Consider the following 16,413-nt stretch of genomic DNA (forward strand, 5'->3'; position numbering starts at 1 on the left):
TCAGCCGCAGCCGACAGATGCCGCCTCGTCGTAGCCGAGTTCCACATCGTGGGTGATCCGGCCCGCGCCGACGGTGACGGTGCTGCTCACCGACGGATATCCGCGTGCCACCACGGTGTAGTGACCGGCCGGCAGGTCGGAGACCACATAGCGGCCGTTGCCGTCGGTGCGGGCGGTGGAGATCCGGCCGCCGCTCGCGTCCAGGACGGTCACCTCCGCGTTGGCGACCGCCTTACCGTGCGCCTCCACGGCCCCGGCCAGGGTCGCCATCGGTTCCAGGTCGACGTCGTGGTGGAGCAGTCCGCTGTCGGGGATGGTGAGGGTGACGGCGGCGGGGTGCATCCGGTCGGCGACCACGACGAGGGTGTGGGTGCCCGACGCGACACCGCCGCAGCGGTAGCCGCCGTCGCCGCCGGTGACCGCCGCCCCGATCACCTCCCCGCGCGGATCGGTGAGGGTAACCGTCGCTCCCGCAACGGGTTTCCCGTCGCCGGCGCGGCGGACGGTGCCGGTGAGCTCACCGGAACTCGGCAGCGTCAGATCCACGGTCTGGGCCACCGCGCCGACGACGACGGTGACGGCGACCGGGCGATGCGCGGCGGCGGAAGCGATCAGCACATAACCGCCGGGCGCCGGGGCGGGGAGGCGGTAACTACCGTCGGATCCACCGGTGGCGCGTGAAACCTGGTGTCCGCGTTGGTCGATCAGCGTCAACGCGACGTCCGGCACCGGCCCGCCGTTCTCCCGCCGGATGCTGCCGCCGATCGCCCGGTCGTCGCCCGCCATATCCACCGCCTGCGGCGCCGACACACCGGCGATTCCCGCGACCACCGCATTACCGTCGTGCGCGGCAACGAGTTCCGGTTCCGAGAGTTCCGGCTGCTCCGCACGGCCCGATCCCTCCGCGGCGGCCCGCGGCGCGTGCGCGCGCACCGACGGAATGATCAGGGCCGCCAGCGCGGCGAGCACGGATACACCGGCCAGGAACCAGAAGACCCGGGAATACCCGGAATCCGCGGGCAGACCGTGCGCGGTGGTGGCGCCCGAGGTCAGCAGCACGGCCGAGACCGCGCTGCCGATCGCACCGCCGACGGTGCGGACGTTGGCGTTCATCCCGGTGGCCGCACCGGTCTGAGCGGGCGGCACCGCGGCGACGATGATGGCCGGCATCGACGAGAAGGCCAGTCCGATACCGATACCCAGCAGCGCACCGGCCAGATAGATCTCCCAGCCGTGGTCGTGTCCGACCGCGAGCATCACGAACGCCGGAACGGCGATGACACTGCCGATCAGCACGATCGCCTTGGGACCGATCCGCGCCGCCAGCGGCCCGATCGACAGGCCGATCACGAACATCGCCACCGACAACGGCAGCATGTACAGCCCGGATTGGGTGATGCCGGCGCTCAGCCCGTATCCCGCCACCGATTTCGGCGTCTGCAGCAACTGTGGCAGGAAGGTCATCATCGCGTACATTCCGGCGCCGGTCAGCACGGCCACCAGATTCGTCGTCCACACCGCCGGAATCCGCATCGTGCGCATATCGATCAGCGGCGTGGTCGATTTCAGCTCGACCACGATCCAGGCGGCCGCCGCCAGCACTGCCAGCGCGAACAGGCCCAGCGTCAGCGCCGAGCCCCAGCCCCACGACGGGCCCTTGCTCACCGCCAGCAGCAGCGCCACCAGCCAGGCCGACAGCAGAATCGCCGCGCCCCAATTGATATCGCCCGGACTGCGCACCGGCGATTCCGGCACGAACACGACCGCGGCCACCGCGGCGATCGCGGTGATGATCATCGGCACCCAGAACAGCCAGTGGTAATTCAGATGCTCGACGATCGGGCCCGCCAGCACCAGGCCCAGCCCGGACCCGACGGCGATGAGCGAGGAGGCGATCCCCACCGCGCCGTGCAGCTTCTTCGCCGGGAACTCGTCGCGAATGATGCCGAACGCCAACGGAATCACGCCGCCACCCAGGCCCTGGATCACCCGCGCCACGATCATCACGCCGACCGATTCGGTCAACGCCGCGATCAGCGAACCGATCGTCAGCGCGACCAGGGTGACGACGAGCATGCGTTCCTTGCCGACCTTGTCGCCGATCCGCCCGAGAATCGGCGTCGCCACCGAGGCCGAGAGCAGATATCCGGTCATCAACCAGGTCGCGGTGCTCTGCGTGGTGTGCAGGGCCGGGATCAGCAGGGCCAGTACCGGCACGATCATCGACTGCAGCAATGCGTACGCCGAGATGCCGAGCAGCAGCACCGCGAAGACGACGTTGTAGTGCGGGCGGGATTTGACGCGCGCCACGGGTGGTTTCCTCCCCACGAGACGGAAGCGGAGTGAATCTCCGGTTAGAAACCTTAACAGGCATGTGAGGCAGTCTCCGACCGGGCGAACGTGATCTCGACCTCAGCAATCGGTAGCCACGATGTTGCTCGAATTCGCGTCGGGCGCTCCCCCGATCGATCACAATGAGGGCAAGGATGAGGGAGTCGGCAGAAACTCGGGTACCGCATGACCACACAGTTGGCTGGAAACGGGAATCTGTCCGTTCTGCGCGCCGCGTGTTTGAGCGCCGGGATGGAAGCGGGTGGCGCACAGGAGGTGCGCTTCGGTGCCGGCACCGGTTACCGGTTGCCCAGTGGGGTCGTGGTGCGCATCAGCCACCCGGATCATCGCCCCGAGGCGCGCCGGGAGATCGAGGCCGCCCGCTGGCTCACCACATCCGGTGTCGCCGCGCTGCGAACCCTGCCCGACGTGCGTCAACCGCTCGAGATACAGGGCCGGACGGTGACCTTCTGGCAGGTTCCGCCGCTGTACCACCACGGCGCCGTGGACGATATGGCCACGGCGCTGCTCCGATTGCACAGCCTGGCACCGCCGACGACGTTCACCCTCGGCCAGCTGCAGCCGTTTCGCGGAATCGCCGAATTGATCGACACCGCCGATCTGCTCACCGGCGAGGACCGTCGCTGGCTGCACGACCATCTCACCGAATTGCGCGGGCGGTGGGCGGATCTGCCGAACGGGATGCAGTGGTGCGTCATCCACGGCGAGGCATGGGGCCGCGATTTCGCCGCCACCGTCGACGACGACGTGCTGATGCTGAATCTGGAGAACCTGTCGATCGGCCCGCCGGAATGGGATCTGGTGCCGACCGCGATCGCCTACGCCTCACTGGGCTGGATCACCAGCGCGCAGTACGCCCAGTTCTGCGACGCCTACCATCTGGACGTCATCCGGTGGCCGGGGTTCTTCCTGCTGCGCGACATCCTCGAGCTCCGGATGACGATGGATGCGGTCCGCGCCGCCGTCGCGGACCCCGTTCACCGCGACCAGGCGCGGTGGCGGCTGGGCTGCATCCGCGGCGACGAAGGTCCGCGGCAGTGGCCGGGCTGGCTGCCCCTGCACTGAAACCGCCTGGACAGCACACGGTTTTCCCCTTCACCGACGGATTGCCGACCCTTGCCCACAGATCAGAGCACCCATCTGGATTGGTGTCTGGAATGTGGTCCAGATCATATGGTACGTTCTGCCGCATGGTTCGGCGGACGGAGGTTCGATGTCGACCACTGATCTGGATGCACACCTCGGGGGACGGGAACCCAGGGCGGCGCAGGTACTGCGCCGGAACTTCTCCGACACGGTGCTGTCGAGTCTCGCCACGCTCGGCCGGGCGCTGCAGATGGGCTCCCACGCGATCGGGGTAGGCCTCGCCGACACGGTGCGGATGCGCTTTCAGACGCGCGAAACCCTCACGCAGGCATGGTTTCTGATCAAGGTCACCGCGATTCCCAGTGTGCTGATGGCGATTCCGTTCGGCGTCATCGTCTCCACCCAGGTCGGCAATATCGTGTCGCAACTCGGCGCGGATTCGATGATCGGCGCGGCCGGCGGGCTGGGGGTGATCAAACAGGGCGCGCCGATGGCGGCCGCGATGATGCTCGGCGGCGCCGGTTCGGCGGCCATCGCCTCCGATCTGGGCGCGCGGACCGTGCGCGAAGAGGTCGACGCCATGCGGGTCATGGGCATCGATCCGGTGCAGCGCCTGGTCGTGCCGCGCATCGCGGCGATGATGCTGGTCGCTCCCCTGCTCAACATCCTGATCATCGCGGTCGGTATCGCCTCCGGATTCGCCGTCGCGGTCGCCGCGCTCGGGGTGACGCCGGGCAGTTACTGGCAGTCCTTCGGCGCCTTCACCACCACCCTCGATATCTGGGTGTCGCTGATCAAGGCGCTGATCTTCGGGTTCCTGGTCGTGATCATCGCCTGCCAGCGCGGACTGGAAGCCGGGGGCGGCCCGCGCGGTGTGGCCGACGGCGTGAACGCGGCCGTGGTCATGTCGATCGCCGCGGTCACCGTGCTCAATACCGCGATCACGCAGGTGGTCACCATGTTCTTCCCGGTGAGGATGGCCTGATGACCGCGACCCCGTACGCGCCCGCGGGCCTGCGGTGGGTGCATCGCCTCGGACGCCGCGCCCATCCGCTGCGGCCGTTCGAATCGATCGGCTTCGCACTCGGATTCGGCTGGCAGGTGGTGTCGTCGCTGCCGTACACACTGCGGCACTACCGACGCCAGACGGTCGTGGTGATCACCGATATGACCTGGGGCCGCGGTTCGGTCGTCATCGGCGGCGGAGTGGTCCCGCTGATGTTGCTGCTCGGGGCGGCGATGGGCGCCTCCATCGGCATCGAGGCGTTCAGCGCGCTCAACCTGCTCGCACTGGGCCAGCTCAGCGGCCTGATCTCCGCATTCGGGGTGACCCGGGAATTGGCGCCGATCGCGGCGGGTGTCGGCTTCGCGGCGCAGGCCGGCTGCCGGATGACCGCGGAGATCGGCTCGATGCGCATCTCCGAGGAGATCGACGCGCTCGAATCGCTCGGCGTGCGGTCGGTGCCGTTCGTGGTGACCACCCGTGTCATCGCCGGAATCATCGCCGTCGCACCGGCTTTCGTGGTCGCCCTGATACTCAGCTACCTGTCCTGCGCGCTGATCGTCACCACCATCCACGGCACACCGGCCGGCACCTACAACCACTATTTCGATCAGTTCGTCCTGGGCTGGGACGTCATCGCCGCGACCGTGAAGGTGATGGTCTTCGCCGTCGCGGTCGTCCTGATCCATTGCTACCAAGGTTTTTTCGCGACCGGCGGCCCGGAGGGCGTCGGCATCGGGTCGGGGCGCGCGATCCGGGCCAGCCTCGTCTCGATCATCGCGCTCGACATGCTCACCACCATCGTCCTCTGGGGATTCCAGTCCCCCATCACGTTCACCGGATGACGCCATGCCTCCTTATGCCCTGCCCGGCACCGAGGTCGGGCCCCGCCGCGCCCGGATCCTCGGCATCGGGGCGGTCGCCCTCGCCGCGGTGATCGTCATCGGCTGGCGGCTGCTGCCCGACAGCCGACCGGCCGACGATATCCGCGTCGACCTCGTCACCGCACAGGTCGGCGAGGGCGTCGGCCCCGGAACCGACGTCCGGCTCGACGGTGTCCGGGTCGGGTCGGTCACCGCGGTCGCCATGGCCGGAGCCGGCCGCCAGCGCGTCGAATTGGCCCTGCGCCGGTCGCAACTGTTCGGCCTCACCGACGCGCTGACCGTCGACTACGCGCCCGGCAATCTCTTCGGAATCACTGCGCTGCAACTGAATCCGATCTCGGGCGGCACACAGTTGCGGGACGGCTCGACGGTGGACCTCAGCGATCGCGACGCGGACCGGGTGCGCGATGCGACCCTCGCCGCGCTGCTGGAATCCACGGGCCGGCTCACCGACGACGTGCTGACCCCGAAACTCACCGAGGTGCTGCGCACGACCTCGCACGACATCGGCGCCTTCACCCCGCTGCTGCAGGCGATCGGCACGACCGCGCGTTCGTTCACCGAAACCCAGCAACTCCCGCCGTCATCGGTGCTCGGCGAGTTCGGCTCGGCCCTGCACGGCGTACCGGCACTGCTCGCCGGTGCGGCCGAGTTGTTGCACGCGGATCTGACGAACCAGCAGCTCGCGACGAAGGAGAACGTCGATCGCTTCTCGGAGATGTTCAACCGCGTTCAGAACGAGATGCTCCCGGTGGCAACGGAAACCCTCTCCACCGCGCAGCGCAATTTCGGGGGCCTCCTGCCGATCGCCGTCACGATGCTCGACCAGATCGCCGGTTCGGTCTCGGACCCACAGCGATCGGAGGGCGAATTGCGGGAACTGCTCGACCGTCTCGGCGCCGGCTTCCACGACTCACCGGCGGGGCCGGTGCTGAACGCACGCGTCGACCTCACCACCGTTCCGGGTTTGGCGACGCCGCTGGCGGCGCTGCTGTCCCACCAGCCCGGCGCAGGAGGCCACTGAGTGTCGACACGTGCGTTGTTGATTCGCGTCGCCCTGTCCGTGCTGGCCATGGCCGTCGTGCTCGCCGGAGTGTTCCGGCTGATCGAGCGGCCGGTCGACGGTGACACCGACACCTATACCGCGATGTTCACCGATGCGAACGGACTGCGAACCGGCGACGATGTCCGGCTCTACGGGGTGCAGGTCGGAAAGGTGCGCGCCGTCGAACTGGACGGGGCCCTGGCGCGCGTGCGTTTCACGGTGACACAGGGCCATCCTCTCTACACCGAAACCCATGTGGCCGTGCGCTATCAGAACCTCACCGGCTTCCGGTACCTGGAGATCCGGCAGCCGGATCAACCCGGCGCCAGCCGCGCCTCGGCGTCGGCCTTCGATACGGCGCATACGATTCCGGCCTTCGACATCACCACATTGTTCAACGGGTTGCAGCCGGTGCTGGCGCAGCTGTCACCCGACGATCTGAACCGGTTCGCGAGCAGTATGCTCGCCGTCGTCCAGGGCGACGGCAACGGCATCGGGCCGGCGCTCGACGCCATCGACATGCTGAGCCGGTACGCGTCGGACCGCGCACAAGTGCTGTCGATCCTGGTGAACAATTTCGCCCAGGTTTCCGCGCATATGGCCGGAAAGTCCGGAAACGCAATGCAGTTGATGACGAATCTGACCGAACTGTTCGTCACCATCACCGACAAATTGCCCGGCCTGGTGCAATTCGCGATGGAAATTCCGCCGATGTTACGCCCGCTGCTGGACCTGCTGGATGTCCTGGGCGTCACCGGCGAGAAGAACCGCGACCTGGACGCACTCCTGCATCGGGTCCTTCCCGACCCGCGCCAGGCCGCCGACGTACTGGGACGGCTCCCCGGCTTGATCCAGACCATGGCGGCGACCGTTCCCCCGACCGGACCCGACGCGAATATGACCTGCTCCCACGGTATCGCGGCGGCGCCCGCACCGCTGGCCGTCCTGATCGCCGGACAGAGGATCACGCTGTGTCACCGGTAATCACACCCTCGTCGATCGCCACCGCCGTGCGCACCGCCCGCCGCGCGATGTTCACCGGCCCCGACGAACGCGCCACCCAATTGCGCTGGGGCATCGGCGGAATCGTCGCCGTCCTCGTGCTGGTGGCCGCCATCGGCGTGATCGATATCGTCGGAACAACGCCGGAGCGTACGTATTCCGCGGATATCGCCGAGGCCGGTTCGATACGCACGGGCGACGATGTCCGGATCGCGGGAATCCCGGTCGGCAAGGTGACAGCGCTGCGGCTCCTGCCCGACCGGGTGCGGATGACGTTCACCGTGCAGGACGGTGTCGCCATCGGAGATCAGACCACCCTGGCAGTGCGGATGCTGACCCTCGTCGGCGGCTACTATCTGGCCGTACAGCCGGCGGGATCGAACCCGTTGGGCCACACCGTTATTCCCGCACAGCGCGTCATTCTGCCCTACAACCTCACCCAGGCGTTCCAGGACGCCGTCGAGCCCGTGCAACGGACCGACGGCGACGCCGTCCGCCGGGACCTCGCCGCGCTGTCCGGCGCGATCGACAAGAGTCCGGACGCGCTCCGGCACGCCGGCCGCGCGGTCGCCGACATCGTCGCCATCATGGACCGGCAGAACGCGGACGTCTCGCACACGCTGGCGCTGACCGACGAGTATCTGACGGCGCTGAACAAGAATTCCGACACCCTCGTCACCCTGATGCGGACCTTCGGCACACTCGAGAACGTCGTCGCCGACAACCGGGAACAGCTCAGCTGGGCGCTGCACGGCCTGGCCCAGCTGGTGCAGAAGCTGGTCCCGCTCGGCCGGATCTGGGACGACTCGCTGCGCGATCAGGCGCAGCCGCTCGTCGACGCGATTCCGAAATTGCGGGAACTCGGGGATCGCATGGGCGTGCTGCTCGATTCCCTGCACACCTTCGAGCAGCGCCTGACGCCGCTGGTCCAGCCGGGCGGCGGAGTGAGCGTCGACCAGTCCGCCGCCACGATCACCGGTATCTGCGTTCCGGTTCCCGGAGGGGGTTGCTGATGCTGACGAAGATGCTCGGATCGCGCGGCCTGATGTCGGCCGCGGTCGTGCTGGTGCTCGTGCTGGCCGCGGGATTCGGCGTGAAGATGACCGGATCCGAACCGGCGATGCGCAGCTACTGCGCGGAAATGCCCGACAGCATCGGCCTCTACCCCGACAGCGCCGTCACCGTCATGGGTGTTCAGGTCGGCAAGGTCACCGCCATCGAACCCGACAACGGTGCCGCCAAGGTGCGGTTCACAGTGCGCGCCGACCGCACCCTCCCGCCGGATGTCGGCGCGGTGACGGTCAGCCACACCATTTTGGCCGACCGCGATCTGGCACTCATCGGCGCCGAACCCGCCGGAGCCGGTTGGGATCCGGGCCGATGCATCACCAAAACCCTGACGCCCAAGAGCATGTCGGAAACCTTCGACGCCCTGGCGAAACTCTCCGATCAGCTGAACGCGTCCGCAGATCCCGCACAGCGCACCGCCGTCGGTGACGGTCTCGACGCCCTCGACCGGGCGACATCCGGTACCGGAGAGCAGCTCAACGCGCTCATCGAGCAACTGAGCCGGGCGCTCGCCTCCCCCGACGCGGCGATCGGGCATCTCGGTCAGCTCATGGACGATCTGGCCGCACTGGCCCATCGCGCCCGCAACGGATGGCCGGAACTCGAGAACATCGTGCCGCGGCTGACCGAGACGTTCTCCGATATCAACACCCTCGCCTTCCCGCCCGTGGCCGATCTGGTGACGGCGCTGGCCGGGCTGCTCCCGGAACTCAACGAGGTGGTCGTGAAGCTCGGCTCCCCCGCACTGCGCGCGCTGAACAACGTCCCCGGTCTGTCGAAGCTGATCGCCTCGGGAGTGGGCTCGCTCGCCGAGATCATCCGCATGACTCCGGCCCTCGCCACCGGCTTCACCGATGCGGTCGATCCGGTCAGTGGCGAGTTCACCATCGGGTACGCGCCACCGAAACTGGCGCTGCCCCAACCGCAGACCGATCAGATCTGCGCGGCGCTGCGCGCGGTCGCGGGACAGCAGTGCGGGACCGCCGGCGACGGCACGGTGACCGTGCCGGCGCTGCCGGTACTCCTGTCGGCGGTGAGCGCGAAATGACCCGACGCACCGCGAACCTGCGCCGGATCTGCGCCTGCGCGCTGGCCGCCGCCACCCTCGCCGCATCGGCCACGGCCTGCGGTTTCCAGCCCGCCGACATCCCCCTGCCGGGCACCGGCGTCGGCGGACCGACCTACCGTCTGCGCATCGAGTTCGCCGATGTCCTCAATCTCCCGCAGGGCGCCAAGGTCATCGCGAACGGGGTGCGAATCGGGCAGCTCACCCACATCACCGTCGTCGACCCGGCACCGGCCACCGGCACGGCCGCGGCGCGCAAGGGCTATGTGATCGCCGACGTCGCCATCCGCACCTCGGTCCGGCTACCGGTCGGCACCACCGCCCAGCTGCGGCAGGCCACACCGCTCGGCGACGTCCACATCGCGCTCACCGAACCGGCCCACCCCGCGGCCGGCGAGATCCGCCCGGACGCGACGATCCCTCTCTCCGACACACGCCCGCAACTGCCCATCGAGGACATCCTCGCCCAGCTGGCCACCTTCGTCGGCAGCGGCGCGGTGCACGACATCCAGAACATCACGCACACCGTGAACGGGATCATGCCCGCGGATCCGGCGGTGACCGCACGGATCTCCGACGTGCTCGGTTCGGACCTGAACGACCTTGCCTCACATACTGATTCGATTCACCAGCTGGTCAGCGGCATTCAGGCCACGGTCGACGAGGGCCTGCTCGATCACACCTCGACGTGGGATCCCCTGCTCACCCCGGACGGCGTGCAGCACACCACCGATGTGATCCGCGCCGAAATCGGCGTGGTCTTCGTCCTCACCGCCCTCGGCCCGTTCGCGCCGTCGACGACCTGGCTGGGGCCGGTGCTGGATTCGACCACGGCCGCCGCCCGCGCGGTGGTGCCGATGCTGTTCGGCAGTGCGCCGCTCGACACCGGCTCCCCGTCGAATATGGCGAGACTGACGGATCTGCTGCAGTCCCGGATCATTCCGTTCGCCGAGCGCGGCCCGAAGATCGACCTGGTCGGCGTCACGGTATCGCCGTCTCCGGCCTCCGGCGCGAGCCCCGAGGAACAGACCACCCGCATCGTCGACACGCTGCGGATGATCGGAGCGGTGCGATGAGAATTCGATCGATCGTCTCGCTCACGGCGATCGCCGCCGTCCTCGTCTTCGGCATCGTCTACATGACGGTGGGTGTGCTGCACCTCGATCCGCGCAAGTCCACCTTCACCGCCGATCTCCGGCTCGCCGAATCCGGTGGGCTGGGCCCGAATTCGCCGGTGCTGTTCGACGGGGTCGCGGTCGGCAAGGCGGAGACGGTGCGCAAACAGGCCTCCGGCGTGCTCGTCCGGCTGCGGATCGACGACGAGTACCACATCCCGGCCGCCAGCGACATCCACATCGAACAGCTGTCGGCGCTCGGCGAACCGTATATCGAATTCGCCTCGACGAGCCCGAGTGGGCCGTATCTGCGTGACGGGCAGACGATCTCGACCGAGCGGGTGCATCTGCCGATGAACATCACGGCGCTGTCGACCCGGGCGGTGGCGCTGCTCGAGCAGATCCATCCGGAGACGGTGGCGCGACTGGTCGACACCTTCGACACCGCGCTGACGGGTACCGATCAGGCGATGCGCACCCTGCAGCACTCGTCCGACCTGCTGGCGGCCACCCTGCTGAGCCGCACCGACGCCATCCGGCAGCTGTTCGCCGATATGCAGGCCGTCGGCGGCAATATGGACTGGCTGGGCCCCTCCCTGGAAACCGCCGGACCGCAACTCGGCCGATTCGGCACCATGCTGATCGCGATCGTCGAGGGCGGGTCCGTGCTGTCGAACAAACAACCCGTCGACAACTACTACACCGGCGACGGGCTGGTCCCGTTTCTCGGGCAATTGACCGAGCTGCTGAACAAGATCGGACCGGCCGTCGCACCACTGGGCCCCGCCTTGCAGCCGGTGCTCACCGAGGCCGTCCACTCCTCGCCCCCTATCGACGTCAGCGCGTTGATCAGCCAGGCACTGCAGGGCGTCGATCCCGACGGGACGCTGCATTTCCGGATCGCCGTCAAATAGCCGAGTACCACCCAGCCCGACCGGCAGGAGGAACCAACCGATGAGCACAGCAGTAGACGAGAAGGACACCCCGGCCGCCGCGGAGGCGGGCAAGCACGAAAATACCGATGCCACAACGGTTTCCGAGCGAACCGGTGAGCGACGAGCCGCGCTGACGATCGCCGTCCGGCTCTCCACCGTATTGACCACCGCGCTGATCGTCGCCTTGCTGGCGGTGAGCGTCGTGTTCGGACATCTGTACTTCTCGGCGCGCTCCACCCTGTCCGATCGCGATACCGCGGCCGCCGACGACCGGCACGCCGCGGACATCGCCTCGAAGTACGCCGTCGGCGCCTCGACCATCGACTACCACGATGTGAAGAGCTGGATCGAGCGGTTGAAGGCCGGCACCACGACCCAGCTGGCGGCGAAGTTCGACGCGACCGCCCCGCAACTCGAGCAGATCCTGCTGCCGCTGCAGTGGACCTCGAAGGCGACGCCACTGTCCGCCGCGGTGACCTCCGAATCCGACGGCATCTACAAGGTCAACGCCTATCTGGACGTGACGTCGACCAGCGCGCAGACACCCGACGGCGGCCGCACCACCGTGACCTACTCGCTCACCATCGACCGCAACGCGGACTGGAAGATCACCGACGTCGGCGGGTTACAGAACGCCCTGCCCACCAAGTGAGTCGGCCGCGGGCCGCCGGAAGCGATAGGACACTATGGGCTGATGACCGATATGCCTGCCATGTTCACCGTCGACGACGACGGTCGGTACCTGCCCCGCAAGTGGGCGTACGGCCGCTGGGGTGCGGACATGCTCAGCGGCCCCGCCGTCTGCGCGGCCGCCGCGCGCACCCTCGAACGGGAACACGGGCTGCCCGGTTTCGTCCCGGCTCGGTTCACCATCGATCTGTTCAAGGCAGCGAAGGGACAGCCCCTCGAGGTGCACACCGAGGTGATCCGCGCCGGTCGCCGGATCCACATCGCCTCGGCCACGGTCCGCCAGGGTGAGGTCGAGGTCGCCGAGGCGCGGCTCGTCCAGTTGCGCGCCACCGACGCTCCTCCGGGCGAGGAGTGGCATTCCGAGCATCCGTTCGATCCACCCACCGACGCCGGAGTGGACTGGTGGTACCGCAGCGACAACGACTGGTCGACCTCGATGGGCGACCATCAGAACTCCGGCCGCAAGAGCCTGTGGGCGGTCCCGCTGGGCGCGGTCGAGGGCGAGGAGCGCAGCGCGTTCGTGCAGGCCGTGGTCGCCGCCGAGTCGACGAGCCTGGTGACCAACTGGGGATCGCAGGGCATCGGATATATCAACGCCGATCTCACCGTCGCACTCGACCGCTTGCCGGTCGGTGACCGGATCGGGCTGCGAGCCGAAACCCATCTCACCGGCAACGGTGTATCCGTCGGCACCGCAACCCTTTTCGATTCGCGCGGGCCGATCGGCACCGGCATGGTGACCGCGGTCGGCAATGCGGCCGCCCAGATCGACTTCTCCGGTAACGGGATCGACTTCTCCGAAAACTGAGGCGCCGGGCGATATTCGCGTCCCGATATCGCGGCACCGAGCGTGTCGGGTTGACCACGCGGCGGCATGTTCCGACGATCGTCGGGGTGAGCCCGATCCGAAGGACGCCCGATGCGCGGCGTCGGCGCCTGTGGCCGGTTGTGATCGTCGTCCTCGGTGTGGTCGCCGCACCGCCGCCGGTGGCGACCGCGACCCCGGCGGACGAACTGTGGTCCGCGACGTCGGAATCGTTCGCCCCCGGCGATTTCCACGCCGCGCCCTATCTGGGCAACGGCCGGATCGGAACCGTACTGCCCCCCAGCGGCGGTGGGTACCACGACTACGGCGATGCGGTGCGCACCTCGTTCCCGCTGCAGCAATCCCGTTACACCGGAACATATCTGGCGGGCTTCTACGCGCAGGCCGCGCCGACGCCGGAGTACCTCCGGTCACCGCAGTACACCCAGGTGATCGCCGCGCTGCCCGCGTGGTCGGGGCTCACCGTCGAGATCGGCGGTCACCGATACGACGCGGACGTGGATCCGGCGACGGTGCACGAATACCGGCAGACGCTGGACTACCGCACCGCGACGGTCACCACCCGGGCCGACTGGACACCGGACCCGCAGCACCGGCTGCGGCTTCGCTACGACACCTTCGTCTCCCGCGACCGGCCGGACCTCGCGGTGCAGAAACTGACCGTCACACCCGATCGCCCCGGTGAGGTCGCGGTCGTCGACCGGATCGACGGCGCGGCGGCGCGGCGGGTCGTCCCGGTGACGGCGACGGCCGATCCGAGCACCGGACGCACGGTGGCGGGAGTCCGCGCGGACGGGACCGCCGACACCGCGTTCGTGGTGTCGTCCGTCGACTCTCCGCCACAGGCCGCCGGCACCGCACTGCCCGGAGGCGACGGCCTCCGATACGTTCTGCCCGCCACCGGGAACGACAGCTACACCTTCACCGCGTACACCGGCATCTCCTCCACCGACTACGGGCCCGATCCCCTGGCCGCCGCCACCGCCGCGGCCGAATCGGGTCGCGCCCAGGGCTTCGACGCCGCGCATTCCGCCCACGCCGCGCAGTGGGACCGGCTGTGGCGGCCCGCCCTCGAGATTCCGGGCCGCACCGACTACGCCCGATGGATCCGCGCCGCACTGTATTCCGTTCTGGCCAGCGTCCGCGCGGGCGAGCGCTGGTCGGTCCAACCGGCGGGCCTGTCGTCCGACGACTACGGCGGCATGACGTTCTGGGACGCCGAGACCTGGATCTTCCCGACGCTGCTGGCGCTGTATCCGGACCTGGCCCGCACGGTGGTCGATTTCCGTGCCGCCGCGCTGCCCGCCGCCCGGGCCAACGCCCGCGGCTACGGCCTGCCCGGCGCGCTGTATCCGTGGGACGACGGGCCCGCCCAGCGTTGTGCGTCCCCGATCGGCTGTGGCCTCACCGAGGAACATCTGCACAACGAGATCGCTCTGGCCCAATGGCAGTACTACCTGGCCACCGGTGATCGCGAGTGGCTACGTACCCGCGGCGCCCCGGTGATCACCGCGATCGCCGACTATCTGACCGCGCGGATCGGGCCGAAACTGCCCGACGGCGCCTACCATTTCGCCCCGGCCGCCGGATCCGACGAGTATGTCGCCTTCTCGATCGACAATGCCCTCACCAACGGCGGTGTGCGCAACACGATGGACATCGCCGCCCGAGCGGCCGGACTGTCCGGACTTCCCGTCGACCCGCGCTGGGCCGATATCGGAGCGCATATGGCGATGCCCCCCGATATCGCTCCCGGGGTGCCCGCCGAATATCTCGGCTACAGCGGCGGCCCGATCAAACAGGCCGATACGGTGCTGCTCAGCTATCCGTTCACCTACGCGGCGCCCGGCTATTCGCCGGCCGCGACCATGCGGTACTACTTCGACCGCACCGATCCGGACGGCCCGAATATGAGCAACAGCGCCGGCGCGATCCTCAGCGCCCGCTACGACCCCTGCCGCACCCAGGAATACCTGGACCGATCCGTGCAGCCCTACGCCCGCGAACCGTACGAATTCCAGGCCGAGGCACGCGGTGACCGGTCGGGGGCCAACGCGCAGGGACAATCGGCGTGGATCTTCGTCACCGGCGCCGCGGGATTCGTGCAGGGATTGCTCTACGCACCCCTCGGATGGCGCTGGACCGACAGCGGCCCGGCCATCGATCCGATGCTGCCCAGCGGCTTCCCCGCCGGCCTGACCGTGCGCGAACTGGCCGTCGGTGCCGCCCGCCTGACCGTCCACATCGCACCGGCGACCACCACGGTGACCCTGACCTCGGGCGGCCCGATCACCCTGCGGACGCCGAGCGGTCCCGCCGAAGTGGTTCCCGGACAACCACTTTCGATCCCCACCCGCGCCGCGTGCTGAGCCGCACGCGGGGATCGCCGACGCGCCACCGGCCGGTCCGTCGCGACGGATCGTCGAGCCGAGTGCGGTGCGGGTTGCGCGATGCGGCCACCGGCACCACGATCGCCGGTGTGCAGAACCACGTCAACCTCGGCGACCGGCAGCACCGGTCCCTCCTCGGCCGGGCCGCGGCCCGCGCCGGCGGCCTCGTCCCTCCCCGCTCGTTCGCGGCGCAGGTGACTCCTCCGGCGTCATGCGATCGGTTCGAGCGTCCGGAGGCTGTCGCATGAGCGCCATCGAGCAGGTCGCCGATTCGGTGTACGTGGTAGCCGGGACGAACGTCAACTGGTCGCTGATCACCGGCGACTCCGGCGTGGTCCTCGTCGATGCCGGCTATCCGCGCGATACCGGCGCGGTACTCGATTCCCTGCGCCAGATCGGTCACGAACCGGCCGACCTGGCGGCGATTCTGCTCACGCACGCCCATCTCGACCACATCGGCGCCATCCCGACCCTGGTCGAACGCACCGGTGTGCCGGTCTACACGGGAGCGGACGAGGCCGCACACGCCCGCCGGGAGTATCTGCAGCAGATCACTCCCGCCGAGATGGCCCGCCAGCTCCGCACTCCCGGGGGACCGCGGTGGGTGTTCCAGACGCTGCGCGCGCTGGGCGGCCATGTCCGTATGAGCGTTCCCACCGCCACCACCTGCGACGAGAACACCCTGCGCCGGCTGCCCGGCGGTATCGTGGCCGTCCCCACACCGGGCCACACCACCGGCCACACCGCCTACCTCATGCCCGAGGAGGGCATCCTCTTCAGCGGCGACGCACTGGTCACCGGTCATCCACTGCTGCCCGACACCGGACTCCAAGCACTACCCGAGGTCTTCAACCACGACGAGGCACAGACCCACACCACCGCGGAATCGCTGATCGCACGACGTCCACGGCTGCTGATACCGGGCCACGGCAAACCCATGGCCGGCTGATC

14 protein-coding genes are annotated in these 16,413 nt (G+C 68.7%); 13 read left to right on the forward strand and 1 reads right to left on the reverse strand.

Annotated elements, in window-relative coordinates; all coding sequences use genetic code 11:
- The gene (locus tag NMI01S_RS33745) at window positions 1-2,310 is read right to left on the reverse strand and encodes an MFS transporter (RefSeq protein WP_063920750.1); all 2,310 of its coding nucleotides are present in this window, start codon (window positions 2,308-2,310) and stop codon (window positions 1-3) included.
- A gap of 207 nt (window positions 2,311-2,517) precedes the next feature.
- Here NMI01S_RS33745 and NMI01S_RS16220 point away from each other — a divergent pair, with 207 nt between their 5' ends.
- The 13 genes from NMI01S_RS16220 to NMI01S_RS16285 all read left to right on the forward strand — a co-directional run bounded on the left by NMI01S_RS16220 (window position 2,518) and on the right by NMI01S_RS16285 (window position 16,411).
- The gene (locus NMI01S_RS16220) at window positions 2,518-3,417 is read left to right on the forward strand and encodes a phosphotransferase family protein (protein ID WP_063920751.1); all 900 of its coding nucleotides are present in this window, start codon (window positions 2,518-2,520) and stop codon (window positions 3,415-3,417) included.
- 148 nt (window positions 3,418-3,565) lie between these two features.
- Entirely contained in the window at window positions 3,566-4,423 is an 858-nt protein-coding gene (locus NMI01S_RS16225) for an MlaE family ABC transporter permease (RefSeq protein ID WP_062998687.1), read from the forward strand.
- Window positions 4,423-5,286: an ABC transporter permease gene (locus NMI01S_RS16230; RefSeq protein ID WP_062998056.1), complete on the forward strand. Its 864-nt coding sequence runs from the start codon at window positions 4,423-4,425 to the stop codon at window positions 5,284-5,286. The genes NMI01S_RS16225 and NMI01S_RS16230 overlap by 1 nt, the downstream gene beginning before the upstream one ends.
- Window positions 5,287-5,290: 4 nt before the next feature.
- Window positions 5,291-6,349 (forward strand): MlaD family protein, encoded by a 1,059-nt coding sequence (locus NMI01S_RS16235; RefSeq protein WP_062998057.1) that lies wholly within the window; start codon window positions 5,291-5,293, stop codon window positions 6,347-6,349.
- Window positions 6,350-7,354: an MlaD family protein gene (locus NMI01S_RS16240; RefSeq protein ID WP_062998059.1), complete on the forward strand. Its 1,005-nt coding sequence runs from the start codon at window positions 6,350-6,352 to the stop codon at window positions 7,352-7,354.
- Window positions 7,342-8,385 carry an MlaD family protein gene (locus NMI01S_RS16245; RefSeq protein ID WP_245716889.1) on the forward strand — a complete coding sequence of 348 codons (1,044 nt, stop codon included), beginning with the start codon at window positions 7,342-7,344 and terminating at the stop codon, window positions 8,383-8,385. Before NMI01S_RS16240 ends, NMI01S_RS16245 begins: the two co-directional genes overlap by 13 nt.
- Complete coding sequence (locus NMI01S_RS16250) at window positions 8,385-9,488, forward strand: MlaD family protein (protein ID WP_062998061.1); 1,104 nt, start codon at window positions 8,385-8,387, stop codon at window positions 9,486-9,488. Before NMI01S_RS16245 ends, NMI01S_RS16250 begins: the two co-directional genes overlap by 1 nt.
- Window positions 9,485-10,582, forward strand: coding sequence for an MlaD family protein (locus NMI01S_RS16255; RefSeq protein ID WP_063920752.1), 1,098 nt, complete (start codon window positions 9,485-9,487; stop codon window positions 10,580-10,582). The genes NMI01S_RS16250 and NMI01S_RS16255 overlap by 4 nt, the downstream gene beginning before the upstream one ends.
- Window positions 10,579-11,535, forward strand: a complete 957-nt coding sequence (locus tag NMI01S_RS16260) for an MlaD family protein (RefSeq protein ID WP_062998062.1) — start codon at window positions 10,579-10,581, stop codon at window positions 11,533-11,535. Before NMI01S_RS16255 ends, NMI01S_RS16260 begins: the two co-directional genes overlap by 4 nt.
- 40 nt (window positions 11,536-11,575) lie before the next feature.
- A complete protein-coding gene (locus tag NMI01S_RS16265) occupies window positions 11,576-12,208 on the forward strand; it encodes a hypothetical protein (RefSeq protein WP_063920753.1) in 633 nt (210 codons plus the stop codon).
- Window positions 12,209-12,250: 42 nt separating this feature from the next.
- Window positions 12,251-13,054, forward strand: a complete 804-nt coding sequence (locus NMI01S_RS16270) for an acyl-CoA thioesterase domain-containing protein (protein ID WP_062998064.1) — start codon at window positions 12,251-12,253, stop codon at window positions 13,052-13,054.
- Window positions 13,055-13,140: 86 nt separating this feature from the next.
- Complete coding sequence (locus tag NMI01S_RS16275; protein ID WP_157126207.1) at window positions 13,141-15,441, forward strand: glycoside hydrolase family 65 protein; 2,301 nt, start codon at window positions 13,141-13,143, stop codon at window positions 15,439-15,441.
- Between the two features lie 265 nt (window positions 15,442-15,706).
- Window positions 15,707-16,411 (forward strand): MBL fold metallo-hydrolase, encoded by a 705-nt coding sequence (locus NMI01S_RS16285; protein WP_062998071.1) that lies wholly within the window; start codon window positions 15,707-15,709, stop codon window positions 16,409-16,411.
- The last annotated feature ends 2 nt before the right edge of the window (window positions 16,412-16,413 follow it).

The sequence above is a fragment of the Nocardia mikamii NBRC 108933 genome (assembly GCF_001613505.1).
Taxonomy (GTDB): Bacteria; Actinomycetota; Actinomycetes; order Mycobacteriales; family Mycobacteriaceae; genus Nocardia; species Nocardia mikamii.